Source organism: Arthrobacter sp. Leaf69, from assembly GCF_001422645.1.
Classification (GTDB): Bacteria; Actinomycetota; Actinomycetes; order Actinomycetales; family Micrococcaceae; genus Arthrobacter.
The window spans coordinates 27,075-53,002 of sequence record NZ_LMLR01000002.1 but is presented as its reverse complement, the minus strand read 5'-3'; the positions used below and the strand labels follow the sequence as shown (position 1 = coordinate 53,002).

The 25,928-nt window shown below is 67.9% G+C and carries 19 protein-coding genes; 12 read left to right on the top strand and 7 right to left on the bottom strand.

Annotated elements, in window-relative coordinates; all coding sequences use genetic code 11:
• Nucleotides 1-2: 2 nt before the first annotated feature.
• The 3 genes from ASE96_RS04685 to ASE96_RS04675 are packed head-to-tail and all read right to left on the bottom strand — an operon-like array spanning nucleotide 3 to nucleotide 2,847.
• Entirely contained in the window at nucleotides 3-785 is a 783-nt protein-coding gene (locus ASE96_RS04685) for a spermidine synthase (RefSeq protein ID WP_200912993.1), read from the bottom strand.
• Nucleotides 785-1,993, bottom strand: coding sequence for an aminotransferase class I/II-fold pyridoxal phosphate-dependent enzyme (locus ASE96_RS04680; RefSeq protein WP_056426804.1), 1,209 nt, complete (start codon nucleotides 1,991-1,993; stop codon nucleotides 785-787). Before ASE96_RS04680 ends, ASE96_RS04685 begins: the two co-directional genes overlap by 1 nt.
• Nucleotides 1,990-2,847, bottom strand: coding sequence for an SDR family NAD(P)-dependent oxidoreductase (locus ASE96_RS04675; protein ID WP_056426801.1), 858 nt, complete (start codon nucleotides 2,845-2,847; stop codon nucleotides 1,990-1,992). Before ASE96_RS04675 ends, ASE96_RS04680 begins: the two co-directional genes overlap by 4 nt.
• A 48-nt stretch (nucleotides 2,848-2,895) precedes the next feature.
• Between ASE96_RS04675 and coaD the strand changes: the two genes are divergently transcribed.
• From coaD to ASE96_RS04635, 8 genes are all read left to right on the top strand, one after another.
• On the top strand, nucleotides 2,896-3,396 hold the full coding sequence (coaD, locus tag ASE96_RS04670; protein ID WP_056426798.1) for a pantetheine-phosphate adenylyltransferase: 501 nt from the start codon (nucleotides 2,896-2,898) through the stop codon (nucleotides 3,394-3,396).
• 173 nt (nucleotides 3,397-3,569) lie between these two features.
• Complete coding sequence (locus ASE96_RS18725) at nucleotides 3,570-4,094, top strand: YceD family protein (protein WP_082492579.1); 525 nt, start codon at nucleotides 3,570-3,572, stop codon at nucleotides 4,092-4,094.
• A gap of 36 nt (nucleotides 4,095-4,130) precedes the next feature.
• Nucleotides 4,131-4,334: a 50S ribosomal protein L32 gene (rpmF, locus tag ASE96_RS04660; protein ID WP_009356569.1), complete on the top strand. Its 204-nt coding sequence runs from the start codon at nucleotides 4,131-4,133 to the stop codon at nucleotides 4,332-4,334.
• Nucleotides 4,335-4,355: 21 nt separating this feature from the next.
• Nucleotides 4,356-5,189: a ribonuclease III gene (rnc, locus tag ASE96_RS04655; protein WP_056426793.1), complete on the top strand. Its 834-nt coding sequence runs from the start codon at nucleotides 4,356-4,358 to the stop codon at nucleotides 5,187-5,189.
• A 9-nt stretch (nucleotides 5,190-5,198) separates the two neighbouring features.
• Nucleotides 5,199-6,179, top strand: a complete 981-nt coding sequence (gene mutM, locus ASE96_RS04650) for a bifunctional DNA-formamidopyrimidine glycosylase/DNA-(apurinic or apyrimidinic site) lyase (protein WP_056426790.1) — start codon at nucleotides 5,199-5,201, stop codon at nucleotides 6,177-6,179.
• Nucleotides 6,180-6,310: 131 nt separating this feature from the next.
• Nucleotides 6,311-6,994 (top strand): hypothetical protein, encoded by a 684-nt coding sequence (locus ASE96_RS04645; RefSeq protein WP_056426788.1) that lies wholly within the window; start codon nucleotides 6,311-6,313, stop codon nucleotides 6,992-6,994.
• Between the two features lie 4 nt (nucleotides 6,995-6,998).
• Nucleotides 6,999-8,366 carry an MFS transporter gene (locus ASE96_RS04640; RefSeq protein ID WP_235500122.1) on the top strand — a complete coding sequence of 456 codons (1,368 nt, stop codon included), beginning with the start codon at nucleotides 6,999-7,001 and terminating at the stop codon, nucleotides 8,364-8,366.
• A gap of 47 nt (nucleotides 8,367-8,413) precedes the next feature.
• Nucleotides 8,414-9,391 carry a hypothetical protein gene (locus ASE96_RS04635; RefSeq protein WP_056426871.1) on the top strand — a complete coding sequence of 326 codons (978 nt, stop codon included), beginning with the start codon at nucleotides 8,414-8,416 and terminating at the stop codon, nucleotides 9,389-9,391.
• Between the two features lie 92 nt (nucleotides 9,392-9,483).
• Here the strand turns inward: ASE96_RS04635 and ASE96_RS04630 are convergent, their stop codons facing one another.
• Both ASE96_RS04630 and ASE96_RS04625 read right to left on the bottom strand, forming a co-directional pair.
• Nucleotides 9,484-10,212, bottom strand: a complete 729-nt coding sequence (locus tag ASE96_RS04630) for an SDR family NAD(P)-dependent oxidoreductase (protein WP_056426869.1) — start codon at nucleotides 10,210-10,212, stop codon at nucleotides 9,484-9,486.
• A gap of 128 nt (nucleotides 10,213-10,340) precedes the next feature.
• Nucleotides 10,341-15,086, bottom strand: coding sequence for a DUF4082 domain-containing protein (locus ASE96_RS04625; protein WP_056426785.1), 4,746 nt, complete (start codon nucleotides 15,084-15,086; stop codon nucleotides 10,341-10,343).
• 356 nt (nucleotides 15,087-15,442) lie between these two features.
• On the opposite strand from ASE96_RS04625, the gene smc reads away from it, so the two are divergent.
• Nucleotides 15,443-19,057 (top strand): chromosome segregation protein SMC, encoded by a 3,615-nt coding sequence (gene smc / locus ASE96_RS04620; RefSeq protein WP_200912992.1) that lies wholly within the window; start codon nucleotides 15,443-15,445, stop codon nucleotides 19,055-19,057.
• Between the two features lie 75 nt (nucleotides 19,058-19,132).
• Entirely contained in the window at nucleotides 19,133-20,356 is a 1,224-nt protein-coding gene (gene ftsY, locus ASE96_RS04615) for a signal recognition particle-docking protein FtsY (protein WP_056426782.1), read from the top strand.
• A gap of 102 nt (nucleotides 20,357-20,458) precedes the next feature.
• Here the strand turns inward: ftsY and ASE96_RS04610 are convergent, their stop codons facing one another.
• Together ASE96_RS04610 and ASE96_RS04605 are read right to left on the bottom strand one after the other, a co-directional pair.
• Nucleotides 20,459-22,147 (bottom strand): hypothetical protein, encoded by a 1,689-nt coding sequence (locus ASE96_RS04610; RefSeq protein ID WP_235500121.1) that lies wholly within the window; start codon nucleotides 22,145-22,147, stop codon nucleotides 20,459-20,461.
• Between the two features lie 72 nt (nucleotides 22,148-22,219).
• Entirely contained in the window at nucleotides 22,220-23,458 is a 1,239-nt protein-coding gene (locus tag ASE96_RS04605) for an MFS transporter (protein WP_056426780.1), read from the bottom strand.
• 248 nt (nucleotides 23,459-23,706) lie between these two features.
• On the opposite strand from ASE96_RS04605, the gene ASE96_RS04600 reads away from it, so the two are divergent.
• A complete protein-coding gene (locus tag ASE96_RS04600) occupies nucleotides 23,707-25,080 on the top strand; it encodes an ammonium transporter (RefSeq protein ID WP_056426777.1) in 1,374 nt (457 codons plus the stop codon).
• Nucleotides 25,077-25,415, top strand: coding sequence for a P-II family nitrogen regulator (locus tag ASE96_RS04595; RefSeq protein WP_024366371.1), 339 nt, complete (start codon nucleotides 25,077-25,079; stop codon nucleotides 25,413-25,415). Before ASE96_RS04600 ends, ASE96_RS04595 begins: the two co-directional genes overlap by 4 nt.
• Nucleotides 25,416-25,928: the final 513 nt, after the last annotated feature.

Sequence of the window (25,928 nt, the reverse complement as noted above, 5' to 3'; positions counted from 1 at the left end):
GGCTAGTCCGAAATTTCGTCGAGGCCGACGCCGGACAGCACCTTCGCGGGGTGCGGCCCGCGAGCGGTGAGCGCCGCGGTCCACACTTCCGGCCAGGGCCCCTGCGTCCCGGTGAGGATGATGTTGCCGGGATAGCGGCCGCTGAACATCCCGGCCTCGGCAAAGGCGGCGACGTCGACCATCGCCCGGCGCAGCGCGGCCACCTGGCTCCGGACCAGCGTGAGGCCCGGTTCGTCGCCCACGTTGACGATCAGCACCCCGCGGGGGCTCAGCTTCGCCGCCGCCTCGAGGTAGAACTCCGTGCACGCGATGTGCTCCGGCGCCTCGGGACCTGAAAAGATGTCCAGGATCACGACGTCGAAGCGCAGCTCCGGCGGCAGCTCCGCCAGGGCGTCCCGCGCGTCGCCGATGATGGTGTGCAGCTGCGTGCCGTCGGGCAGGGGGAGCTGCTGCATCACGAAGTCCAGCAGTTCCCGTTCCAGCTCCACCGCGTACTGCACGGAGCCCGGCCGGGTGGCCTGGATGTACCTGGCTAACGTCAGGGCACCCGCCCCGAGATGGAGCGCCGTGACGGGTTCGCCCCAGGGCGCCGCGAGGTCCACCACGTGGCCGATCCTGCGCAGGTACTCGTAGAAGATGTCCGAGGGGTCTGCCAAGTTGACGTGCGACTGTTCCGCCCCGCCGATGCTGAGCACAAAGCCGCCCTCGGTGAACTCGTCGGGCTCGATCGCGGCGTGCTGGCCCGTGGTGCGGAGGAAGCGCGAAGCGTCGGGGGTGTCAGCCATCAGAGGAGGTCGCGGAGGGTCGCGAGCCGTCCGGCGGCTTCCTGCAGGACGTCAATCCGCTTGCAGAACGCGAACCGCAGAAGGGTCCGGGTGCGTTCGGCGCCTTCGGGGTGGCAGAACACGGGCACGGGAATGGCGGCGACGCCCACCAGCGCGGGGAGCCGGCGGGCCAGGTCCAGTGCGTCGGTGATGCCCAGCGGCGCGGTGTCCACGTTCACGAAGTACGTCCCCTGCGGGGTGAAGACGTCCAGCCCCGCGGCGCGCAGTCCCTCGCTGAGGATGTCCCGTTTGAGCTGGAGGGTATCGGCGATGCCGGTGTAGAACTCGTCCGGCAGCCCCAGCCCGGCCGCGATGGCCGTCTGGAACGGGGTGCCGGAGCTGTAGCTCAAGAACTGCTTGACCGTGCGGGCGGCCGAGACGAGGTGTTCCGGGCCGCAGAGCCAGCCGATCTTCCAGCCGGTGAAGGAGAAGGTCTTACCGGCCGAGGAGATGGTCAGGGTGCGTTCCGCGGCGCCCGGCAGGCCGGCCACCGGGATGTGGCGGACACCGAAGGTGAGGTGTTCGTAGACTTCGTCGCTGATGATGACGGCGTCGTACCGGGTGGCAAGCTCGACGACGCGTTCCAGCACCTCGCGGGGGAACACGGCGCCGGTGGGGTTGTGCGGGTTGTTGATCAACACCACCTTGGTCCGGCTGCTGAACGCCGCTTCGAGGGCGTCCAGGTCCGGCATGAAGTCCGGGGCCAGCAGCGGGGTGGTGACGTGGCGGGCGCCGGAGAGGCCGATGATCGCGCCGTAGGAATCGTAGAAGGGCTCGAACGTGAGGACCTCATCGCCGGGGCCCACCAGCGCCAGCAGCGAGGCGGCAATGGCCTCGGTGGCGCCGGTGGTGACGATGATCTCGGTCTGCGGGTCCGGCGTCAGGCCGTAGAAGCGTTCCTGGTGCAGGGAGATTGCCTCGCGCAGTTCCAGGATGCCCTTGCCGGGTGCGTATTGGTTGGCTCCGGCGGCGATCGCGGCCTGGGCGGCGGCCTTGATCTCCACCGGGCCGTCCTCGTCCGGGAAACCCTGCCCCAGGTTGATGGCGCCGGTCTGCAGCGCAAGGGTGGTCATCTCCTCGAAGATTGTTACGCCGAGGGTGCCGTCGGGGGAGAGCAGGTTGGCGCCGGTCGCGGTCCGCTGCCACGGGAGGGGTGTCGGGGAGTTCATCGGGTGCCCGCCTTCTGGTCCCGGCCGGTGAACTTGTCCATGGTGGAGTAGATCCCGAAGACCTTCCCGCCCACAAAGTCCCAGGCCCGCACCGGCAGCAGGCCCCGCAGGACCTTGCCCAGTTGCGCTGTCGCCGGGGCGATCAGTTGCGGCTGTCCGGCAAGGGTGGCCCGCCAGGCCCGGTCCACGGCGTCCTCCGGAGTCATCAGCGGTGTCAGCAGCGGCCCGCGGGCGCCGTCGAACATCCCGGTGGAGATGTAGCTGGGACAGAACGTAGTGACCTTAAGGTGGCCGAAGCCCTGCTGTTCGAGTTCCAGCCGGAGCGAGTCGCTCCAGCCGATAACCGCCCACTTGGACGCCGCGTAAACGCTCATCCGCGGGTTGGACACCGTGCCGGCCGCGGAGGCGATGTTGAGGATCCGGCGCGGCCGGGCGGCGTCGGCCATCATGCCCGGGAGGAACGCATGGGTGACGTACATCGGCGCCAGCGCATTGATGTCCATGGTCAGGGCGATGTCCCGCTCCGGGCTGTGGTCCCAGAAGAGCGCCCCCCGGACAATTCCGGCGTTGTTAACCAGCAGCGTCAGCGGACCTTCCGACGTGCACTCCGCGGCGGCCTCGGCGATGGCCGCGCGGTCGGCGAGGTCCACCTGGCGGACGACGGCGCGCGCCCCGAGCGCAGTCACTTCGGCGGCGGTGTTCGCCAGGCCGTCGGCGTCGACGTCCCAGAGAATCACGACGCCCGCGCCCTCGCGGGCCGCTCGCAGGGCGTACAGACGGCCCATGCCCATGGCGGCGCCCGTCACGAGGACCACGCCTCCGGACACGGTGAAGGGAAGGTTCGATGCTGACATTCAGTCATGTTATCCCGGGCTGAGCCGGCGATACGGTAGGTTCGGAGCATGAGACGCGCCGTATGCCCTGGCTCCTTTGATCCCATCCACAACGGACACCTGGAAGTCATTGCCAGGGCCGCCGGCCTCTTTGATGAGGTCATTGTGGGCGTCTCCACGAACTACGCCAAGAAATACCGCTTCACGCTCGAGGAACGCATTGACATGGCCCGGGAAACTTTGGCCTCACTGCGCGGCATCGTGGTGGAGCCGGTGGGGGAGGGACTCCTCGCCGAGTACTGCCGGCAGCGGGGCGTGGACGCCATCGTCAAGGGCCTCCGTTCCTCCTCCGACTTCGACTACGAACTGCCGATGGCGACGATGAACCGGCAGCTCACCGGCGTCGAAACGGTCTTCCTGCCCGCCGAAAGCCACTACCTCCACTTGTCCTCGACCCTGATCAAGGAAGTGTTCACCCTGGGCGGCGATGTGTCCGACTTTGTGCCGCGCTCCGTGCTGAAACGGCTGCACGCGGGCGAGCCGGTCCGGGACCAGCCGCGCAGAGGGTAAGCTTGATCGGTACTCGGCGGCCTGCTGCCGGTGCGCGGCCCTTTCCGGGGCCGGACCGCGGTGCGAACCGCCGGCGTGTCCCCGGTTTGAGTCCGTCCGGAAGATCAGGCTAAGATGGTACGTCGGTCATATGTTCAACAGGAGTTCTCATTAAACGAGATGCTAGTTCGCCCTTGGCGTTCGACGTCAAGGACCTCGGACGCAGTCCGGGAAGCATGCGGACGCTGACAGAACATGTACCCGCACCGAGTGATCTTGGTGTGGCACTCATTGGCGTGCAGGAAGGCTCGGATGTCGAGCTGGACCTGCGGCTGGAGGCCGTACACGAAGGAATTTTGGTATCAGGTACCGCGAACGTCGAAGTAACCGGCGAATGCGGCCGATGCCTGGATCCCCTTGCGTATGACCTTGAGGTCAATGTGCAAGAACTTTTCTTCTACGAGGACGCTGAGTTCTCGGATGAAGAAGACGAAGAAGAGCAACGTCGAGTCGAGCACGATCTGATCGATCTTGAGCCGGTGTTGCGGGACGCAGTTGTAACCATGCTGCCGTTCCAGCCGGTGTGCCGGGAAGACTGCCAGGGCCTTTGCTCCGAATGTGGAGTTCGCCTGGAAGACGAGCCGGGGCATCACCACGAGGTGGTAGATCCTCGCTGGGCTGCCCTAGCTGACTTGGCTAAGCCTGACCGGCAAAACTGATTTGTAAGTGTTGGACTAGAGAGAAATGAGTTAGCCGTGGCTGTCCCGAAGCGGAAAATGTCTCGCTCGAATACCCGCGCCCGCCGCTCCCAGTGGAAGGCAACCGCCCCCCACCTGGTGAAGACTGTCGAGAACGGCCAGGTCACGTACAGCCTGCCGCACCAGGCAAAGGTCGTTACCGACTCGGCTGGCACCGCGCTGTTCCTTGAATACAAGGGCCGCAAGGTCGCAGACGTCTAATCCGCCAACTGGCTGACTAAGATGTCTTCAACTGAAGAGCTTCTGAAGCGTCTCGGTGTCACTATTGACGCCGGGACGCTTCGTCTTGCGCTCACACACCGTTCCTACGCCTACGAAAACGGCGGCATCCCCACCAACGAACGCCTTGAGTTCCTGGGTGACTCCATTTTGGGGTTCTCGGTCACCGACGCTTTGTACCGTGACAACCCCACGCTGCCCGAAGGTGACCTGGCCAAGCGCCGGTCCGCCGTCGTCAGCACCCGGGCACTCGCGGGCATCGGTCGCAGCATCGGCTTGGGGGAGTACATCTACCTCGGACAGGGCGAAAAGCTCACCGAGGGCAAGAACAAGGCGTCCATCCTCGCGGACACCATGGAGGCGCTGATCGGCGCCACGTACGTCTCCAACGACATTGAGACAGCACGCCAGCTGGTCATGCGCCTGATCGGGCCGCTGCTGAAGGACGCTGCCGCGCTCGGCGCCGGCACCGACTGGAAGACGAGCATCCAGGAGCTGGCGGCCAGCCGCCAGCTGGGGACGATCAACTACGCCGTGGAGGGCTCCGGCCCGGACCACGCCCGGACCTTTGAAGCGGTTCTGCGTATCGGCGGCAACGACTACGGCACCGGCAGCGGAAACTCCAAAAAGGAAGCCGAGCAGGAAGCAGCCGCGGATGCCTGGCGCAGGCTGTCCGCGCCGTCGGCTGCGGCTACGGCTGCGGCTACGGAAGCAGTAGCTGCGGAAGCTGCCGGGGAGGACGGCTCCCCGTCCGCCGGAACCGGGCCGGGCGCAACGCCGTCCGCCGGATCCGCCGCGCCCGGCGCGCAGCAGCTGCGCTCCCAGACCGGCGCCTAGGCACGCACCGTGCCTGAACTGCCCGAGGTCGAAGTGGTTCGCCGCGGTCTGGTGAGCTGGGTGCGGGGCCGGACCATCACCGCTGTTGAGGTGGTGGATCCGCGCTCCATCCGCCGGCACGCACTGGGCCCGGAGGACTTCGCCGGCAACCTTGAGGGCGCCCGCGTCCTGGACGTGGTCCGGCGCGGAAAATTCCTCTGGATGCCCCTGGCAGACACCCCCGCAGACACCCCCGCGGCTGATCCCCGCGGCGGGGCAGCGGAGGCCGTTCCCGCCGTCGCGCTCATGGCGCACCTGGGCATGTCCGGGCAGCTCCTCATGCAGGACGCCGAGGCCGCGGACGAGAAACACCTGAAAGTGCGCCTGCGCCTCAGCCCGGCCGACGGCATGCCGGAGCAGCTCCGGTTTGTGGACCAGCGGATCTTCGGCGGCCTGTTCCTCACCTCGCTGATCCCCACGGCCGACGGCGGCCCCGGCGGACTCGCCGAAACGCCGCTGCCGCTCATTGCCGAGGAAGCCTCGCATATCGCCCGCGACCCGTTGGACCCCTACTTCTCCTTCGACGAGTTCTACCGCCGGCTCCGCGCCCGCAAAACCGGCCTCAAACGCGCCCTGCTGGATCAGGGGCTCGTCTCGGGGATCGGCAACATCTATGCGGACGAGGCTCTCTGGAAGGCCCGGCTGCACTTCGCCAGACCCACGGACACCCTCCGGCGGGCTGACGCCGAGCGGGTCATCGACGCCGCCCGCGAGGTTATGACCGACGCCCTGGCGGCCGGCGGCACCAGCTTCGACTCGCTGTACGTCAACGTCAACGGCGCATCCGGCTACTTTGACCGTTCCCTCAACGCCTACGGGCGGGAGGGCAAGGAATGCACGCGCTGTGCCCAGGCAGGCCGGGTCAGCTTACTCCGGCGGGACCAGTTCATGAACCGTTCGTCTTACACGTGCCCGGTCTGCCAGCCCCGGCCCCGGAACGGGCGCTGGTAGCGGACGCCCGTTAAACAGGTAGTCCTACTCTTACGCAGCCGTTCCTCCCGCTGAAAGACTGTGGCGATGGGTGCTAGGGGAAAAACAACCATGGTCTCACCGGATGCCTGCGTCCGTGCCGGGGACAGCCGGTGAAAGCCAAGCGGCTGGTCATCGCGGGGATTGGCCTCGCCGCGCTCCTGGGAGGCGCCGCCGTCGTGCTGGACCAGATGACCGCAGACACACCCCCGGCGTCGAGCGCCGCGCCGCTGGCGCGCAGTGGCCCACAAACCGCCGGCGCCAGTGCCGCCCCGGAGGCCACAGCGTCTGAGGGGGCCGGCAAAGAAGCCCCAGCCTCGCCCGAGGGGTCGGCTGAGAGCCCGGCCTCAGCCCCCGCGGGCCGCGAAGTCCTTCCCCCCGTAAGTGCCACCCCCTCCGGGTTGCCCGTGCCCTCACCACCGGCGGCCCTGGTCAGCGCGCCCCTGCCGAAATCGGCCTCAGCCCAGGGCAAGGTAGTGGACGGGTACCCCGCGGATGTCCTCCCCTTTCCGGAAGGAACGGTGTTAGTTTCGACGGCGGTGTCCCCGGCGGAGGGAACCCTGCAGGTGGCCGCCGACGCCATCGTCGGCTTGAGCCAGGACTCGGTGACAGGGCACTACCAGCAGGTGCTGGGCAGCCGGGGCTTCTGGTCCGAACCCGTCCCTGCCGCGGAGGGACAACGGGCCCTGCGGTTCGGCCGCGGTGCTGACTCCGTGACCCTCACGGCCTCCACGACGGGCACGGGAGGCACCCGGTTTATGCTCCTGGGAACTCTGCACGTGGCGGCCGGGGGATAGCGCCGTGTACATCTCCATGTCGGATCGCAACGGCGGCAAGAAGGACCAGCAGCCGGGGGATTGGACCCCGGCGGGACCCGTCACAAAACCTTTCCGCCTCTCTCCGGTCATCCTCTGGCTGGGTGTGGTCAGCATGCTCACCGACGTCTCGTCCGAATCCGTCTCCGCCATCCTGCCCCTGTACATCACCGCGTTCCTGGGCCTGTCCACCATCGCGTTTGGAATTCTTGACGGCATCAACCAGGGTGCCAGCGCCATTGTCCGGATCGCCGCGGGTTACGCCTCGGACCGCACCGGACGCCCCAAGCGTGTGGCCGTCGCAGGCTACGGGCTTTCCATGGTGGCCCGGATCGGCCTGCTGTTCGCCAGCGGGTTCTGGGCCCTGACCGCCGTCGTGACGGCAGACCGCATTGGCAAGGGCATCCGCACGGCCCCGCGCGATGCCTTGATCTCCGTGTCCGCCCAGCCCGAACACCTCGCGCGGCACTTCGGGGTGCACCGGATGCTGGACAACATCGGTGCGGCGGGCGGCCCGCTGCTGGCCTTCTTCATCCTCATGCTGATCCCCAACGGTTACGTCACCGTCTTTGTGGTCTCGCTGGCGTTCGCCGTCATCGGCGTCGCGGTGCTGGTCCTCCTGGTGCCGAACCTGAGCACCCGTCCGAAGGACAGGGCAGAGAAGGGCAAAGCAGAGAAGGGCAAAGCAGAGAAGGGCAAAGCAGAGAAGGACAGGGCAGAGGCGGCGGAGGTGCCGCCGGCCGGCAAACCCGGTCCTGTTTGGGGATTCCGTTGGCGCCTGCTGCGCGAGCCGGGCCTGGGCAGGCTTCTGGCTGCCGCGGGGATGCTGGGCCTGCTCACCGTGGGGGACGGCTTCATCTATCTGGTGCTGCAGGACAGGGACGCCTTTGCCGTGCAGTGGTTTCCGCTGCTCTACGTGGGCACGAACGTGGTGTTCCTGCTCCTGGCCGTACCGGTGGGCCGGCTCGCGGACCGCTGGGGCAAGGCGCGGGTCTTTATCCTCGGGCACGTCGCGCTGATTGCCTGTTACCTGCTGGCCGCGGCCCCGGTCGGGGGATTCGGCCCAACCCTGGCCTGCCTGGTGTTGCTGGGGGCTTTCTACGCCGCGACGGACGGGGTGCTGGCGGCCCTGGCCAGCCAGCTGACCCCGCCGGACAAACTTGCCACGGGACTCGGCGCCGCGCAGACCGTGGTGGCGCTAAGCCGGATGGCGGCCTCGGTGGGCTTTGGTGTCCTGTGGTTCGCCCTGGGTCCGGCCGTGGCGATGCTGGTGGTTGGCACCCTCCTCGCCGCCGGCGTCGTGGCGTCCTGGTTCATGCTGCGCGGTGGCCTGCTGCAGAGGGCCGCAGCTTGACCGCCGCCGTGGGCAGGGCCCGCTGGGGGATTCTCCTGGTGGTCACGATGCTGGTTATCGCCGCGGCCGGCGCCTACGCCGCGAATGCGTTCGGGCGCTTCCAGGAGAGCCGGACGGCGGCGTCGACAGTACGGGTGGCCTCCGGCGCCGCCGTGCTGGAAAAGTCCTCGGTCCTGTTCCGCAACACGGCGCCCGGCCAGGGCTACGGGACAGTCGGCGTCGTCCCCCTGTCTGACCCTGCCGGTGAGCGGTCCTTGGCGGCGGTGGCCTGCGACCGGGTCTACGGAACGCTGCAGCACATCGTCTGCCTCAAGACCAACCGCGGCCTGGTCACCAACTTCGAAGCCGTCATGCTGACCCCGGACTGGCGGCCGGCCGGGAGCTGGTCCCTGCCCGGCATCCCCAGCCGGACCCGGATCAGTCCGGACGGTTCCCTCGTCGCGACAACAGTCTTCGTCTCCGGGCACTCCTACGGCAACGGGAGCTTCTCGACGGCGACATCCATCTCCGCGGTGCAGGGCGGCTCCGTCACGGGGAACCTTGAGGACTTCACGCTCCTGGTCAACGGCGCCCGTGTCACCGCTGCGGACCGCAACATCTGGGGCGTCACCTTCGTCCCGGGCCAGCGCGACACGTTCTATGCGACGGCGGCATCATCCGGCCGCATCTGGCTGGTCAAGGGAAGCATTTCGGCGCGCACCTTGACGGCAATCCACGACGGCGTCGAGTGCCCTTCGCTGTCACCGGACGGCACCCGGATCGCCTACAAGAAGAACACCGGGAGCCCGGTGGCCGCGCACTGGGGCGTTGCGTACCTCGATGTGGCCAGCGGGAAAGAAACCGTGCTGTCCGAGCCGCGCAGCGTCGACGACCAGATCGAATGGCTCGACGAGCAGACACTCCTCTACGGACTCGCCCGCGACGGTGCCGCCGGGGACAGCGACATCTGGCAGATCAACACCAACCCGGCGTCCCGTTCCTCGATCTTCATCGAGCACGCCTGGTCGCCGTCCGTGATCCGCTGACCAAACCACCGAACCCCCATCGGCTGCTCCGTAACTGCCGTTTTCAGCCGCCAAGGGCCGTTACGGAGCATCCGATGCAAACCGGCCTGTAGTTAGAGCCCGCCGGCTATGCGGATCGTTGCGCCTGTGGCATAGCTTGCGTCGTCGGAGAGCAGCCAGGCAACGGCTCCCGCGATTTCGTGCGGTTGTCCGGCACGGCCCATTGGGATTGTTGGTGCGATCTTCGCCGGACGGTCGGGGTCCTGATGAAAGTCGGTCCACAATGTCCCGGGAGCGACAGCGTTCACCCGGATGTTCTTGCCTGCGAGCTCCTTGGAAAGGCCGACCGTGAGTGCTTCGACGGCAGCTTTCGCCGCGGCGTAATGGACGTAGGTGCCGGCGCCGCCCAGCGTCGCGGCGGCGGAGGAGATGTTGACGATGGAGCCGCCGCCGGCCTGGCTCATCGGGCCGATGGCGTACTTAATGCAGGAGATCACGCCCAACAGGTTCACGTTGAGATCTTGGCTGATTGCCTGCAGGCTATTACCCTCAAGCGGACCGACTGCAGATGCCGAGCCGGCGTTGTTCACCAGTCCCGTCAGGGGGCCGAACGCCTGGGCCCGGTCAAAGAGCTCGACGACGGAGTGTTCCTCGGTCGTGTCGGTCTGCAGGACGAGGGCGCGTTGACCCAGGCGTCTGACATCTGCGGCCACCTCGTCGGCCGCATCGCTGTCCCGCAGGTAGGTGATCACGACGTCCTGCCCTTCTGCCGCCAACCGGCGGCAGATCGCAGCGCCGATTCCGCGGCTCCCGCCGGTGACCACGGTCAACTGGCCCGCCATCAGGCGCACCGCCGTGCAGGCGTAGGGGAGTCGGTCTCCCGGTTAGCCGCGGGAAGCGCTTCGGCCATGAACAGTTCGAGGGATTCGTTGGTCATGGTCAAGGGTAGGTCGCCCACACCGGATCCGGGTCAGGGGGCGGCGGGTGCGAAGAGGATATCGACGAAATAGTTGGTGGCGTTCCAGGAGTTCGACGGCATGGAACCGCCGGCCCCGTACTCGTACCGGCCATTGTTGGTGCCGGGCGCCGTCAGGAGTCCGTTGATCCAGGGTTCCGCGAAGAACGCCGCCGTGTAGGCGTAGCCTCCGTTGGGGGCCAGGTAGGACACGACGTAGCTCTGCCCGGGCTCGAGTGCGACGGGATCAGCGAACAGGGCTGTTTGCCAGCCGGTGGCTGTCTCATCCGTGAACGTCACCTGGGCAAGTCGCTCTCCGGCGGCCGTCCACAGCGAACCGACATGTGTTCCGGTGTTGCCGGTGCCTTTGTAGAACCTCACACCCGTGGCACCGCCCGCTGCGGACACCGAGAAGGCGGTGCCGAGCTCCACGGACGACGAGTCCCCGGCGGCGGGCACTGCCGGGAGGAGCGGGCCGAACAGCGACTGCCCGGGGCTGCTGGGATTTGCCGTTGTGAACTGCCACGTGAGCGGTGCCAGCGTCGCGCCCTGGGCAGAGACGAGGTTGCCGACGCTGGCGGAGAGCACCGTGGCGGCCGGCAGCGGCTGCGCCGGCGAGAACGTGATGGTCCTGGCATCCGCCGAAAGGGCGGTGGTGCCGGCGACGGCGGAACCGTCGGCTGACAGCTCAAAAGTGAAGCCCTCCTTGATCGGCGCCGACAAAGTCACCGACGGGTCCGATGTCAGCGGGAAGCCGACGGAATCGGCCGCCGGCATCTGGGATGTCACAGTGAGCGGCGGCACCGTCGCGACGAAGTCCACGTCCACGAGGTAACTTGCGGTCGAGGAGGAGGATGGGAAATCGCCGTTGTACGTGTACGCGCCGGAGTCGAACGCCGTGCGCAGGGGTCCGCTGGTGATTCCAGAGCCGAAACCGCTCGGTACCGCCGAATAGACACCGGTGGGCGAGCGGTAGGCGGCCACGTACTCGGTGTCCGCGGCGATGTCCACCGGCTGGCTGAAGGAGGCAGTCTGCCACCCGGTGGAGGATTCGCCGGTGAACGTGACGGCGGCCAGCTGCTGCCCGTCGGCGGTGTACAGGGCCCCGGCGTGGGCGCCGGTATTGCCCGCCGATTTGTAGTACCGGATGCCCGTGACCTGGCCCGGGGAAGCGCTGGCGAACCGCACGCCCAGCGTCAAGGGCACGCCGTCGTCGAATTCCGGCAATCCGGGCGTCACGGTGTCCTGGTACAGCGAGCAGGGGCACACACCGTCGGGCCGCGGGGCCGGAACGGTGGTGAAAGTCCACGTGCCGCCGCCGAGCGGCTGACCCGTCGCCGACGTGGCGGTCAGCGTGGCCGTGTAGGTGGTGGCTGCCGCCAGGGGGGACGACGGCGTGAAAGTGACCTTGCGCGTCGGCGCGTCATAGGCGGCTGTGCCCGGAACTTCGGCGGAGTCCTTGCCGGTCAGGGTCAGCGCCGCATCCGAAGCAGGCTTGGACAAAGTGGCGGTCACCGTGGCGTTCAACGCGACACTCGACGAGCCAGGAAGCGGTGCCTGCGCGCCGGCCACGAACGGTGCATCCGGGTACTGGACCACCACGTCCACAAGGTAGCTGGCGCCGGAGCGGGCACCCGGGAAGTCATTCGTGTAGGAGTAGGCCCCGGCGTCGGAGACGGTCCTCAGGTTCCCGACGCTCAGCCCGGATCCGAAGCCGTTTACGGTCGCGGAGTAGGATCCCGTGGTGCTCTTGTACGCCACGATGTACTCGGTGTTCGCCGCCATGGCAACGGGCTGGTTGAAGTTGGCTGTCTGCCAGCCGGATGAGCTCTCATTGGCGAAGGTGACTGTGGCGAGCTGCTCGCCGGCCGCGGTGAACAGGGTGCCGGTATGGGTGCCCGTGTTGCCGGCCGACTTGTAGAAGCGGACGCCCGTGACGGTCCCTGCCGCGGTGCTTGAGAAGCGGACCCCCAGTGTCAGCGGCACACCGTCCCGGACCTCCTGGATTCCCGGGACAACCGAGTCGTCATAGAAGCTGCAGGGGCAGCTGCCCGGCGTGGGCGGAGACACCACGGTGGTGAACTGCCACGTGGTGCCGCTGGTCAGCGGGCCGCCGCTGACGGCTGTGGCACTGAGCGCAGCCGCGTAAGCTGTGCCGAGTTCCAGGCCGGCGTCGGGGGTGAAGGTGACTTTCCGCGTGGCGGGGTCGTAAGCGGTGGCGCCCGGCACCGGCGTGCCGTCCGCCGTCAGGGTGAGCTTCACACTGTCCGCGACGACGGCCTTGGACAGCACTGCCCCCACTGTTGTGGCCTGCGGGACGCTTGACGAGCCGTCCAGCGGCCACTGCCCGGACGCCGTCAGGTCGGAGGTGTCGACAGTGTCGAAGAGGGCGTCCACGAAGTAGTTGCCGTTGTTGTAACTGTTTGCCGGGAACGAACCCGGCCCGGCGTACACACCGGCCGGAGCGCTCCCGAAGCCGCCGGCGACGGTCAGGGGTGCGTCGGTCAGGCCGAAGCTGGCCCACTGGTAGTCCTTGCTGGCGTAATGGCCGTTCGGTGCGGTGTAGGAGATGACGTACTTCTGCCCGGCGGAGACGGCCACTGGCTGGGCGAAGCGCACTTCCTGCCAGCCGGTCGCCGTTTCCGACGTGAACGTTGCCGAAGCGAGCCGCTGGCCCGTGGCGCTCCAGAGCGAACCGCTATGGGTGCCGGTATTGGCTGCGCTCTTGTAGAAGCGGGCCCCGGTGATGAAGCCGTCCACACTCGGGGTGATGTTCAAGCCAAGTTCGTAGGCCTCGCCGTCTTGGGCATCCGGCACGGCCGGCACCTGCCGGCCGAAGACCGAGTACGGTCCGGTGAGCTTGAGGTTGCGGGTGGAAGGGGCGCCGATGTTGGCGCTGTCATCGACAGCGCGCACCCGGATGCTGGCCGCGGCGAGGCCCTTCTGGATGTAGGTGTAGGTCCAGGTTTGCTTGCCCTGGGCCGGGTGCCAGCTGGTTCCGCCGTCGGTGGAGACTTCGACGCCGGCGACGATGCCGCCGGTGTCGGTGGCCGTTCCGGAGACCGTGACGGCCGTTCCGTGCGGGACGGTGGTTCCCTCGGCGGGGGAGGAGATCGCAACGGACGGACCGGCCGTGTCGGTGCTGGCCGACGCCGGGGACAGGGCGGCATCGCGGGTGGCTGGCTGGGCGCCCATGTCTGCCAGCAGGTTGACCTGCGCCTGCTGCATCCGGGGATCCGCCGGCGCGCCACCGCCGTCGTGCTCCTGGTCCAGGCCCCACGTCCACTGGACCGTGCCTGCGGAGAAGACCAGCGCCCCGCTGGGCGCCCGGTACATGGTGGTGTTGTGGGTGGTGGTTCCCGGCAGGACGGAGTTGCCGAAATCCTGCATGTACTGCGGGGTTGGCCCCGTGGTGGTGGAAAGCCGGATCAGCCCCGCGGGCCTGAACCCGTTGTCCAGGTCTTCATTGGATTCGTAGCCGATGGTGTGCGGAGCCAGCTCCGCGGAGCTGCCGGCGGCGAGGGACGCCAGGGCGGTGTTGCGCCACAGGCGCGATTTGCCTTCGGCGGCGCTGACCGTGACGGCCAGGTCCGTGAAGTTGGACACGTACATTGTCCCGGTCAACGCGTTTTCCGGCAGCCCTCCGCCGTTGGCCGGGGCGGCGTAGCGGGGATCGCGCCATGTTCCCGTCCACCCGGTGGCGGGGTCGATCTTGCCGTTGGCCCAGGTTTCCTTGTAGGACGTGATGGTCCGGCCGGCCGCACCATCCACGGGTGAAGGCTCCAGCCGGGTCCGCCAGTACATCTCATTGCCGGAGAGGAACTGCAGGTTCACGCCGGCGTCGCGTGCTGCCTCCACGTTGGCCCGCTGCGCGCCGGACCAGTATTCGTCGTGGCCCACGGAGAGGAACACTTTGTGGTTGAGCAGCTGCGCGCCGTTCCGGTCGGTGTCCACCCCGCTGAGGTAGCTGACGTCGTACCCGTTTTTCTCCAGGAAACGGACCAGGGGATACTCGTTGCTGAAGTAGAAGTCGCGGCCGTCCACTCCGCTGCGCGTGTTGACCGGACGGTTGTAGCTGATCTTGTAGGCCCGGCCGTTCCCGGCGCCCTGGTAGAAATTCGAACCGCCGTAGCTGTTGTAGGCCTGCCAGGTTGTGTCGGAGGTCTGGAACACGACGTCGGAATGGCTGCCGTCCGAGCGGACCACGAAGGTGATGTGGCTCTGGCCGCCGGTGTCCGGCCGGGTCAGCAGGGCGATATAGACGCCGGAGACGGCCGCCGCGGGGACCTGCCAGGTCGCGGACACCGCCCACGTCCCGCAATCGTAGAGTTCCGTGGTGACGTCAGAGAGGCACTGCGGCTGGTTCTGCCGGAAGGCAGATGGCGTGATGTCGGCAATCTTGCGTGCGCCGAGGCCCTGGTACCAGCCGGTCCGGTAGATCCCGATCGTGTAGCTGGCCGCGGTGGTGTCCACCTTGAAGCTGATGGGCTGGCCCGCGTTGACACTGATGCTGGTCGAGAATCCCTGGATGTCTGGATCGCCCGCGCCGGAGATGTCCCATTCCGACGGCGGGCTGCCGGGCTTCGAATTCTCACATGCCACGGCGTTCAGAAGCGGGGAGCAGGGATCGGCCGCGCTGGCGGCGGGCAGCAGTGCCGGCGCCGCCGCAACGGGCAGGAGCGCTGCCACGAGGGCCAACGCCAGCGGGGCGGCGACCCGCTGGAGCGCTTTCAGTGTGCGGCCGGCTGCAGAAACGGACATGTGAACTCCTGAGTGGGCGCTGCGTCGGTATCGGACCGGCACGTCATGCGCCGCCCCAGTGCCGCACCCCCCCCGGGCAGCCAACCGAGTTTCCAGTTGTCCCTACACCGAGCTGCCGGCCACGCGCCATGCGCCCCTGGCAGAACACGGATCCACCTGCGTTCTGCCACGTCGGGCCGGCGTGAGCCCGCCGGCCCGAGCTGTGTCCAGCAACTCTTGGCGCCAGCCTATGGTCCGGTTCGGAAGCGCTCCAAAGGATTTCCTTGGGAAAAGCCTAAATCCGCTGAATTTGGTGCGGTGGCGGTAGATTTAGGGCAGGAACAGCCGTTTCCGCCAGCCAGGAGAACCGAAACACCTTGCACCTCAAAAGCCTGACCGTCCGGGGATTCAAGTCCTTCGCTTCGGCGACGACCTTCGAATTCGAACCAGGTGTCACCGCCGTGGTGGGCCCCAACGGCTCCGGCAAGTCCAATGTGGTGGACGCCCTGTCCTGGGTGATGGGCGAGCAGGGCGCCAAGACACTCCGTGGCGGCAAGATGGAGGACGTAATCTTCGCGGGCACGTCCGGCCGCCCGCCGCTGGGCCGTGCCCACGTCTCACTCACCATCGACAACAGCGACGGCGCCCTGCCGATCGACTACAGCGAAGTCACCATTGCCCGCACCCTGTTCCGCACCGGCGGTTCGGAATACGCCATCAACGGCGCCGGCTGCCGGCTGCTGGACATCCAGGAACTCCTCTCCGACTCCGGCCTGGGCCGGGAAATGCACGTGATCGTGGGGCAGGGACAGCTGGACAAGGTGCTGCACGCCACGCCGGAGGACCGGCGCGGGTTCATCGAAGAGGCCGCCGGGATCCTCAAGCACCGCCGCCGCAAGGAAAAAACGGTCCGCAAACTCGAAGCCATGCAGGCCAACCTGGCCCGGCTCAGCGACCTCACCGGCGAAATCCGGCGGCAGCTCACGCCCCTGGGCAAGCAGGCGGAAGTCGCCCGGCGGGCCCAGACCGTCCAGTTCGAGGTCCGCGACGCGCGCTCCCGCCTCCTCGCCGACGACCTGGTCCAGCTGCAGTCGGCCCTGGCCCAGGACGTGGCGGACGAGACCGCGCTGAAAGCCCGCCGCGGCGTCGTCGGGCAGGAACTTGAGCTCGGCAGGCAGCGGCAGGCCGGCCTCGAACAGCTCGCCGCCGAGGCCACACCGAAGCTAAGCGCCGCCCGCGACAACTGGTACCAGCTCTCCGCCGGGCGGGAGCGGCTGCGCTCCCTAGGCTCGCTCGCCGAGGAGCGGCGACGGCTGCTGGGGGCCTCCGACGCCGTTCCCGATTCCGGCCGCGACCCGGACAAGCTCGATCGGCAGGCCGCTGGCGTCCGTGCGGAACAGGCCGGGCTGGAGCGCCAGATCCTGGAGCGCCGCAGCACCCTGGACACCGCCACGGCCGCGAAGCAGGATGCCGAAAACGCCGCCGCCGCCGAGGACAGGCGCCTCGCGTCCCTGCTCCGCGCCGCCGCCGACCGCCGCGAGGGCCTGGCCAAACTGGCCGGGCAGGTGGGCGCCGCGCGCTCGCGGGTGGAGTCGGCGCAGGCGGAACTCGGGCGGCTCCGTGAGTCCCTCAAGGCGGGGGAGGAGCGCCGCAGGCAGGCCCAGAGTGAGTTCACGGCCCTCGAATCCCAGGTGGCCGGCGTGGAGGACGGCGAGGAAACCCTCGACGCCGACTACGAGGACGCCAGCGCCGCGCTGGACGCCATCATCATGGAGATTGACGCCCTGAAGGCTGCCGAACGTGAGGGCGACCGGGAGCGCGGCGCCCTGATTGCCCGCCGCGATGCCCTCCAGCTCGGCCTGAACCGCAAGGACGGCTCGGACCACGTGCTCGGCTCCGGGATCCCCGGGGTCCTTGGATCCCTGGCATCCATGATCACGGTGGAACCGGGCTTCGAGGCCGCCATCGCGGCGGCCCTCGGCGCCTCCTCGGATGCCGTTGTGGTGCAGGACGGTTGTGCCGCCGCCGCCGCGGTCCAGCGGTTGAAGGACGACGACGCCGGACGCGCCGCCCTGCTGCTCGCGGGGACGGACACCGCGCCGGCAGCTCCCCGCGCTGAGCTCAGAGGAGAGCTCCCCGGGAACGCCCGGTGGGCCGCCCTGCTGGTCACGGCATCAGACAAGGAATCCGGTGCAGAGGATGCCTCCGGGCTGCCGTTGGCCGGACTGCTGGCTGGGATCGCCGTCGTCGATGGGCTGGACGACGCGGCGCAACTGATCGCGGCGCGCCCGGACCTGACAGCAGTGACCACGTCCGGCGATGTCTTCACCGCGCTGACGGTCAGCGGCGGCTCCGCCAAGGCGCCGTCGCTGATCGAGGTGCAGGCCGCCGTCGACGACGCCTCTGCGCGGCTTGCCGCCGTGACCGCCGAGCTGGAACGCCAGCGGTTCGCCCTCGCCGCCGCGCAGGCCAAGCGTGCCGCGGCGCAGGACCGCGCCGATGCCGCCCTGGAACGGCTGCACGATTCGGACGCCCGGCTGGCGGCCGTCGCCGAGCGCCTGGGGCACCTGAACTCCGTGCTGCGCAGCGCCGTCGGCGAAAGCGAGCGGCTGGCCGCGTCCCTCGCCAAGGCCGAGGCCAACATCGTCAGCGAACAGGAAGCGCTCACGGCGGTAGCGGCCAGGCTGGCCGCCGCGCAGGAAGCGCCGGCCGAGGAGGAACTCTCCCCGGAACACCGTGATGCCCTGGCCCTGGCGGCGTCGCTGGCCCGCAGCGCCGAAATGGAAGCACGGCTGGCCCTGCGCAGCGCCGAGGAACAGCTCACCGCCACCCGCAACCGGGCGTCGTCGCTCGAACGCGCCGCCGCCACCGAACGGCGCGCCCGCGAGGAAGCGGCTGAACGGGCCCGCCGCCGACGGCTGCAGGCCAAACGCGCCGCAGCCGTCTCCGCCGCCGTCGGCCGGGTTATCGGCTTCATTGACGTGTCCGTGGAACTCGCCCGGCAGGAACGCGACAGTGCCGAGGAACGCAAGGAACAGATGGACGCGGAGCTGGCCGCCGTTCGGAACAGCAACGATGCGCTGGCCCGCGAGCTGGCCGAACTGACGGACTCCGTGCACCGCGACGAACTGGCCCGCGCCCAGCAGCGCCTGCGGATCGAAGCCCTCGAGCTCAGGAGCGTCGAGGAGCTGGGCCTGACCGCCGACCAGCTCGTGGCGGATTTCGGCCCGGACCAGCCCGTTCCCGTGCCGGCCGGGGAATCGGGGGACAAGTGGGCTGCCCTGCGCGCCCCGGTGGACGAGGACGGCCGCGAGATTGTGGCTGGCAAGCCCTTTGTCCGCGAGGAACAGGAGAAGCGCCTGAAACGGGCCGAGCGGGACCTGTCCGCCCTTGGCCGGGTCAACCCCCTGGCGCTGGAGGAATTCGCGGCCCTCGAGGAACGTCACCAGTTCCTCAGCACCCAGCTCGAAGACCTCAAATCCAGCCGCAAGGACCTGCTGGACATCATCAAGGAAGTGGACGAGCGCGTCCAGAAGGTCTTCGCCGAGGCCTTCGAGGACACCGCGGCGCAGTTCGTCCGGATCTTCGCGCGGCTGTTCCCCGGCGGCGAGGGCCGGCTGGTCCTCACTGATCCCTCGGACATGCTCACTACCGGCATTGAGGTGGAGGCGCGCCCGGCCGGCAAGAAAATCAAGCGGCTCTCCCTGCTCTCGGGCGGGGAACGATCCCTGACCGCGGTGGCCCTGCTCGTCGCGATCTTCAAGGCCCGGCCCTCGCCGTTCTACGTGATGGACGAGGTGGAAGCGGCCCTGGACGACACCAACCTGGGCAGGCTCATCACCATCTTCGAGGAACTGCGCGAATCCAGCCAGCTCATCATCATCACGCACCAGAAACGAACCATGGAAGTCGCTGACGCCCTCTACGGCGTCACCATGCGCGGCGACGGCGTCTCCACCGTCATCAGCCAGCGCCTCGGCGCCCAGGTCTGAGGCCCGGTCCGGCGCGCTCCCGTCGGCGTTTTCCGGGCTCCGCGACGGCTTTCCGGTTTGTGAGAAGCTAGGGGAGTGAACGACATCCTCCCTATTCTTCTGCCCATTCTCGCCGCCCTGGTGGTTCTCGGTGCGCTGATTCCGGTCCTCATGAAGACCCGGAAGAACATCACCAACTACCCCGAAAAGCGTGACGCGAACGATCCCGTGGAGCCGCGCGCCGGCGGCGGTACCCTGCTCGACGACCGCCACGCGCCGGCGCCGGACCGCGTGTCACCTGACGACGTAACCGTCACGGCCGACGTCGAGGGCCTGGAAACAGTCGAGGTCCCGGACAACGTGGCCGGCCTGGAAACCATTCCGGTGGAGACGCCGCTGCCGGTGGCCGGCCGCCTGATCCGCCTGCGTGAACGCCTGGTCAAGTCCAACAACATCCTGGGCAAGGGGCTGCTGGCGCTGCTGTCCGCGGACAAGATCGATGAGAACGTCTGGGACGAGGTGGAGGAGACCCTGCTGCTCGCCGACCTCGGCACCGAGCCCACCCTGCAGCTGGTTGACGCGCTCCGCGAACGCGTCAAGGTGCTGGGGACCCGCTCCCCGGAGCAGGTCAAGGCCCTGCTGCGCGAGGAACTCATCAAGCTGGTGGACCCCACGATGGACCGCAGCCTGCAGGTGGAGCGCCACGCCAACAAGCCCGCCGTCGTGCTGGTGGTGGGCGTCAACGGCGTCGGCAAGACCACCACGGTGGGCAAGCTCGCCCGCGTGCTGGTCGCCGAAGACAAGGATGTCCTGCTGGGTGCCGCGGATACCTTCCGCGCCGCCGCCGCCGAACAGCTCGCCACCTGGGGCCAGCGCGTCGGCGTTCCCACGGTGAAGTCCGACGTCGACGGCGCGGACCCGGCGTCCGTCGCCTATGAAGCGGTCAAGGCCGGCATCGACCAGGAAGTCGACGTCGTGATGATCGACACCGCCGGCCGCCTGCAGAACAAGACCGGCCTGATGGACGAGCTCGGCAAGGTCAAGCGCGTCATCGAGAAGCTGGCCGAGGTGGACGAGGTGCTCCTGGTACTGGACGCCACGACGGGACAGAACGGCCTGAACCAGGCCCGGGTCTTCGCGGAGGTAGTGAACATCACCGGCATCGTCCTGACCAAGCTGGACGGCACGGCCAAGGGCGGCATTGTGGTGGCCATCCAGAAGTCGCTGGGTGTCCCGGTGAAGCTGATCGGCCTCGGCGAGGGCGCGGACGACCTCGCCCCGTTCGACGCCGAGAACTTCGTCGACGCCATCCTGAACTAAGCTCGCCGCGGTACCTCTAAAAGCCGAAGTACCGTCTTAAACCCTGCTGGCTCCCAGTTGTTGTCGAAACGACAACAACTGGGAGCCAGCGGTTTATGGTGACTAGTGCTTAAAGTTCAGCACCGTCACCGTTCCGGCCGTCAGTTTGAAGGTCTGCGTCTGTGAACCGTATTTGAAACCTTCAACGGTGGCGCGGCCGCCGAGCGGAGTCGGATCGGACTTGGCGCCGTCGATCACCGTACCGTCTTCGGCCGCGTAGCTGGGCCCGGACAGCTGGGTCATGGTTCCCGTCAGCGCCGGCCCGGGCAGTTCGAGGGTGACCTGGGTCTGGGCCGCCTTCTCCGGGTCGTTCTTGTTGACGATGACAACCGTGGTGCTGCCGTCCTTGTTCTGCAGCGCGTAGCTGTTGGACAGCCCGCCGCCCTTGCTGTCGAGGCCGAGGAACTTGCCCGGCTCCAGGTCGGCCACCATCGCCATGCCAAAGTAGTTCGCCCGGGGGGCCATCTCGCCGTTCGGCTTGAGGTAAGCGCCGCCGCTGCAGATCACGGACATCGGCGGCCCGCCTTTGCAGGTCAGCATGGAACTGTGGAAGCCCAGCCGGGTGATGCCAAGGCGGGCGGCATTCAACGCATAGTCCGCGGCCCACAGGGCCGTCGAATGGGTTTTGGTGGTCTGGTTAGAGCCGGGGCACGCGGACATGCCCGTCTCCGCGAGCCAGGTCTCAAGCCCGGCCGATTTTGCGGCGTCGAGGGCGTGCTTCTGATAGTCCTCGGCGCGCTGGTGGGTTGCCGCGCCCAGCAGGTTGGGGATAGTGGGGAAGGCGTTCGACTTCGAATCCTTGCAGCTGAAGAGCGGGTAGTTGTGGAACGACAGGACCTTCTTCTGCGGCAGGTCGGCGTCGATAAACGGCTTCCACCATTTCTGGTCGTACACACCGGGCCCGGAGATCACGACGCCGGGGGCGGCCGCGTGGATGGCTTCGGCATAGGCCTTGAGCTCCACGGCGTATTCCTCGATGCCGTAGCTGGCCGGACGCAGTTTTGTGTAGGCAAACCCGTTCGGTTCGTTGCCGACGGTGAAGCTCAGCAGCCTTTTGCCAAAGATCCGGGACGCGTGCTTGATCATGTCCGCTGCCCGGGCCGGGTTGTAGTGTCCCAGGTCCACGGTGAGGCTGACCTTGGCGTTGGTCGCGTCCAAGAGGGTGGCCACGCGTTCCAGGTCCTGTGGGGTGACCACCTTGGCCGGGTGGGCCTTGTCTCCCTTGTAGTCCGACGGCAGGGCTTCGCCCGAGGAGGTCCAGAAGAACCGGCGGTCGACGGCGTTGCCGCCGAAACGGAGCACAGTGTCGTCGGAGTCCTTGAGGAGCGTCACCATCGAGGCATTGGCGGAGCTCAGGGTGGGATCTGCGAGGTCGGTCGCTTCCAGCGAAATTCCTACAGTGCCCTTGTTCAGGGTGGTTCCTACGGGCTCGTTCTTGACCGTCAGCTCCAGCGGTTCCACTTTCTCCAACGGCGAGCCGGCGGGGGGCGGTGTCTGCTTGTAGTAGGTGACTGCCGGTGCCTTGCCAAGCGGAGTGGCCGGCGTGGTCTGCGTCGGCGTGACCTGGGGCGCGGCGTCGGCGTTCCCGGAGGCCTGGTTCGGGTTTCCGGACACGGTGAGCAGGACGGCGATCAGAGCAACGACCGCCAGGGCCGCGATCACCCCGATCAGCCGCAGCCTGGCCCTGCGGGAGGGGCGGGGCCTGGTGGAGGCGGGCTCCGTGCCGTTCGGCGGATGGTCAGTATCGGGCATGACGGATTCTCCAGCAGTTGTGGTTGGTTTGCACCCAGCCTAGCCAATACCGGAAGGCCCGCCGACCGCGACTCAGGACGACGGACGCTTGAACGTCTCCCGGGCCAGGAGCCAACCGGCGGCGGCCGCCACCAGGACGCCGCCCGTGACGCCGAAAGCCCAGCCGTAGCCCAGCCGGTCTGCGAGGAGCCCGGCCAGCACGGGGCCGACGATCGCGCCTGTGTCTGCCGTCATCTGGAAGATGGCGAGCACGCGGCCGCCGGAACGCTCATTGCCGATCACATCGGCCATGGCCGCCTGCTGGGCCGGGCCCAGCAGACCCGAGCCGATGCCGGCCACGGCGGTGGCCAGGAGGAACCACAGCAGTTCGTGCGTGAAGCCGATGGCCGCCGTCGCGGTGCCCGTCACCAGCAGGCCGGAGATCATCAGGGGTTTCCGGCCCAGGCTGTCCGCCAGTTTGCCGGAGAACGTCAGCGCCACGGCGTTGGCCGCGGCAAATACCGCCAGGGCCCAGCCCGCCGATTCCGGGCCCGCGTTCAGGGCGGCGACGGCGAAGAGCGGAACCGTGGCCATCCGCACGCCAAAAGTGGCCCAGCCGTTGGCAAAGCTGGAGAACAGTCCCGCCCGGTACGCGCTGTCCCGGAGTGCCTCGCGCAGTTCCATTGCCGGCGCAGTGCTGCCGCCCGGGCGGGAGGCGGCCGGCACGTGGCTCAACTGCGTCTGCACCACCAGGGCGGCCAGGACCAGGGCGGCCGCGTAGACAAGGAAGGGCACGCGCAGGCCGAATCCTGCCAGCAGGCCGCCCACCACCGGCCCGCACACGTTGCCGATCAGGAAGGCCGAGGCGTACGCCCCGGAGACCCGGCCGCGGCTCTCCGGCGGCGCCAGCCGGACCACAAGGGCCATCGATGCGACCGTGAACATCACCGAGCCTGCGCCGCCGAGACCGCGGAAGATCAGCAGTTGCCAGTAGTCCTGGGCGAAGGCGCAGGCCGCGGTCGACGCCGCGACAATCAGCAGGCCCGCCACGTACACCGGCCGTTCCCCGAGCCGGACGATCAGCGCCCCGCCGGCGGGGGCGAACACCAGCCGCATGAATGCGAAGATGCTCACGATCACGGCGGCCGCCGTCGCGCCGACGTCGAACGTGGTGGCGAACTGGGGGAGGACCGGGGCCACCAGGCCGAAGCCGAGGGCGATGAGGAAGGCCGCGACCAACATCACCTTGATGTCGCGGGGCAGCACCGGCTTGCCGGTGTTCCGGGCAGTGGCCTGCGGCGGGGAACCCGCGGGGCGGGGGGTCTTACTCATCGTGATGGCTTCCTGGCGATGCGGGGGTGCGGGAGAGGCGGTGTTGGAACGCGTGAAACATAACCGTAACAAGAAGGATTTACACCATTTACTTCCGGGAGGTTCTTGTAACAACCCGGCAATCTAATTCCTCCACCGGCGAAACACGCCACGGACAAACTCTTCTTAGAACGCAAACAGCGTTGAGGCATGCGGAGAACTCCGCAAAACACCCAAAAGATTCGCTTCTAAAAGGGAGGACGTGCACCATGGAACTTACCGCAGGTCACGTATGGCTGATGGTGGCAGCAGCGCTCGTGCTGTTCATGACACCAGGACTCGCATTTTTCTACGGCGGCATGACGCGCGCCAAGGCTGCACTGAACATGATGATGATGAGTTTTATCTCCATCGGCATGGTCGGTGTGGTCTGGGTGCTCTGGGGCGCCTCGATGAGCTCCGGCGAGGGCTTCATGCAGATGGTGGGCAACCCGTTCGCCACCTTCGGGCTGGAGGGCATCGACACTCCTGACGGACTCATCAAGGTGGGCTACGCAGCCACCTTCGCCATCATCACCGTCGCCCTGATCAGCGGCGCGATCGCTGACCGCGCCAAGTTCGGCGCCTGGACCGTCTTCGTCCCTGTCTGGGTCACGCTGGTGTACTGCCCGCTGGCTTACATGGTCTGGGGCGGCGGGCTGTTCGGCCCGGAAGGCGCAATCGGCCAGGCTCTCGGCCCGGCGATTGACTTCGCCGGCGGCACAGTAGTCCACATCAACGCCGGTGTCGCCGCGCTGATCCTCGTGCTGATCATCGGCAACCGCAAGGGCTTCGGCAAGGACCCCAACCACCGCCCGCACAACATCCCGTTCGTGATGCTCGGTGCCGCGATCCTGTGGTTCGGCTGGTTCGGTTTCAACGGCGGCGCAGCAACGACGGCGGAGCAGGGCGGCCTGATCTGGGTCAACACCCTCGCAGCCCCCGCAGCGGCCATGCTCGGCTGGCTCATCACGGAACGCATCCGCGACGGTCACCCGACATCGCTCGGTGCCGCCTCCGGTGTGGTTGCCGGCCTGGTTGCCATCACCCCGGCCTGCGCCAACGTCAGCCCGATCGGCGCACTGTGCCTCGGCGTCGTCGCCGGTGCGGCATCCGCCCTCGCCGTCGGCCTCAAGTTCCGCTGGGGCTTTGACGATTCGCTCGACGTCGTCGGTGTCCACCTGGTCTCCGGCATCATCGGTACCGTCGCTCTGGGCTTCATTGCCCTCCCAGTTGAGGGTGTCGGCGGCGGCCTCTTCTACGGCGGCGGACTCACACAGCTCTGGGCCCAGCTCGCAGCTGCCGGTATCGCTATCGCGTACTCCGCAGTGATGACCGCGATCATCGCCTACGCCATCCACAAGACCATGGGCTTCCGGGTCTCCCAGGAGCAGGAAGTGGTGGGCGTTGACCTCAGCCTGCACGCCGAAACCGCATACGAATTCGGTGTGGGCGGTCACGGCGGAAGCTTCACCCCGCTGCACGAGCTCATCACCGGCAAGGCCCAGGGCGCAGCCACGGCAGCCCCGGCTGCCGAGACGGTGGACGCCTCGTCCAATGGCAAGAAGACCGCAGCAGCAGGCAAGGAAAGTGTGGAGGCATGAAACTGATCACAGCAATCGTCCGGCCGGAAAAGCTCGACACCATCCGCGAAGGGCTCGAAGCCTACGGCGTGCAGGGCCTCACGGTCAGCGCCGCCAGCGGCTACGGCAGGCAGCGGGGCTACACCGAGGTGTACCGCGGCGCCGAGTACAACGTGGACCTGCTCCCCAAGATCCGGGTAGAGGTCCTGGCCACCGACGAACAGGCGGACGACATCCTCGATGTCATCATCGCCAGCTCGAACACCGGCCGGGCCGGAGACGGCAAGGTCTGGACGATGGATGTGTTTGAGGCAGTACGGGTCCGCACGGGTGAACGCGGATCGGCTGCCATCTAACCAGCAGCTACGCGCCACTCAGCTTCAAACAAAACAGCGGGCCGGGAACCTGAAAAGGTACCCGGCCCGCTGTGTTGTGCCCGCTGGCTTCGGGATAACGCCCGACGGCGGGCCGCACCTTACGCCGCTTCCCGGGGCGCCCCGGCACGCGAGTGGTCCATCGGCGCGCGGGGGTCTGGCGCGGCGTTCGACGTGCCTGGCGACGCGCGGAGTGTCCATCGACGCGCAACGGGCCCCTCGACGCGTGAATTGTCTGACGCGGCGGTATTCGGGTGTCGTCCGGTTAGTTGCGCGTCGTGGAGGGGGAATCGCGTCGCCTGGAGATGAGGTCGGCCAGCACTCGCATCTCCACGCTGCACAAACGGCCTGGTGCTGCGCGAAGTGTCCATCGACTAGCGATGTGCTTGCCGTTGCACAAAGGGCGCGGCGCGCCGCGATTGGTCTGGCGCTGCGCGAATTGTCCGACGCGGCGTGCAGGTCCTGACGACGCGCGAATTGTCTGGCGCGGCGGTA

Excerpts from the sequence above, each read along its gene's own strand:
- ASE96_RS04685 (WP_200912993.1), bottom strand. The coding sequence starts at position 785 with ATGGCTGACACCCCCGACGCTTCGCGCTTCCTCCGCACCACGGGCCAG.
- ASE96_RS04680 (WP_056426804.1), bottom strand. The coding sequence starts at position 1,993 with ATGAACTCCCCGACACCCCTCCCGTGGCAGCGGACCGCGACCGGCGCC.
- ASE96_RS04675 (WP_056426801.1), bottom strand. The coding sequence starts at position 2,847 with ATGTCAGCATCGAACCTTCCCTTCACCGTGTCCGGAGGCGTGGTCCTC.
- coaD (WP_056426798.1), top strand. The coding sequence starts at position 2,896 with ATGAGACGCGCCGTATGCCCTGGCTCCTTTGATCCCATCCACAACGGA.
- rnc (WP_056426793.1), top strand. The coding sequence starts at position 4,356 with ATGTCTTCAACTGAAGAGCTTCTGAAGCGTCTCGGTGTCACTATTGAC.
- ASE96_RS04635 (WP_056426871.1), top strand. The coding sequence starts at position 8,414 with ATGCTGGTTATCGCCGCGGCCGGCGCCTACGCCGCGAATGCGTTCGGG.
- ASE96_RS04630 (WP_056426869.1), bottom strand. The coding sequence starts at position 10,212 with ATGGCGGGCCAGTTGACCGTGGTCACCGGCGGGAGCCGCGGAATCGGC.
- ASE96_RS04625 (WP_056426785.1), bottom strand. The coding sequence starts at position 15,086 with ATGTCCGTTTCTGCAGCCGGCCGCACACTGAAAGCGCTCCAGCGGGTC.
- ASE96_RS04610 (WP_235500121.1), bottom strand. The coding sequence starts at position 22,147 with ATGCCCGATACTGACCATCCGCCGAACGGCACGGAGCCCGCCTCCACC.
- ASE96_RS04605 (WP_056426780.1), bottom strand. The coding sequence starts at position 23,458 with ATGAGTAAGACCCCCCGCCCCGCGGGTTCCCCGCCGCAGGCCACTGCC.
- ASE96_RS04600 (WP_056426777.1), top strand. The coding sequence starts at position 23,707 with ATGGAACTTACCGCAGGTCACGTATGGCTGATGGTGGCAGCAGCGCTC.
- ASE96_RS04595 (WP_024366371.1), top strand. The coding sequence starts at position 25,077 with ATGAAACTGATCACAGCAATCGTCCGGCCGGAAAAGCTCGACACCATC.